Origin of the sequence: Halobacillus sp. B23F22_5 (assembly GCF_043497085.1) — a bacterium.
Taxonomy (GTDB): Bacteria; Bacillota; Bacilli; order Bacillales; family Halobacillaceae; genus Thalassobacillus.
Window position 1 is genome coordinate 1 of record NZ_JBIEKI010000047.1, and the last position, 605, is coordinate 605.

At 47.9% G+C, this 605-nt stretch carries 2 tRNA genes and 1 rRNA gene; all 3 read left to right on the forward strand.

The window, feature by feature from the left end:
- A 16S ribosomal RNA gene (locus ACGTN9_RS21045) occupies nt 1-98 on the forward strand; the annotation flags it as partial.
- Nucleotides 99-179: 81 nt separating this feature from the next.
- Nucleotides 180-256, forward strand: a tRNA-Ile gene (locus ACGTN9_RS21050).
- 8 nt (nt 257-264) lie between these two features.
- Nucleotides 265-340, forward strand: a tRNA-Ala gene (locus ACGTN9_RS21055).
- The last annotated feature ends 265 nt before the right edge of the window (nt 341-605 follow it).

The window sequence follows — 605 nt, forward strand, 5'->3', positions numbered from 1 at the left end:
AACCTTTATGGAGCCAGCCGCCGAAGGTGGGGCCAATGATTGGGGTGAAGTCGTAACAAGGTAGCCGTATCGGAAGGTGCGGCTGGATCACCTCCTTTCTAAGGATATTACGGAAACGTATTGGTTGTGTTCGTTCAGTTTTGAGAGATCAAATGATCTAACTCAAACATATAATGGATGGGCCTGTAGCTCAGTTGGTCAGAGCGCACGCCTGATAAGCGTGAGGTCGGTGGTTCAAGTCCACTCAGGCCCACCATCCATAATGGGGCCTTAGCTCAGCTGGGAGAGCGCCTGCTTTGCACGCAGGAGGTCAGCGGTTCGATCCCGCTAGGCTCCACCATTTTAATTTATGAAAAATCGGCTAAGGACACACGTCCTTGAAAAAGATTGATTCTTTTTCTTTGATGTAACGATCATAGTCTTACTTGTGGTTACAAAGAAAGCCGAAGACAGTGGTTTTGCTTAGCAGCAGACACTGGTGAACCTTGAAAACTAGATAAGAGCAAGACATTCAACGACATCAAAACAACGTCTTTTCACGAAGATAGTTAAGTGAAGAAGGGCGCACGGTGGATGCCTTGGCACTAGGAGCCGATGAAGGACGG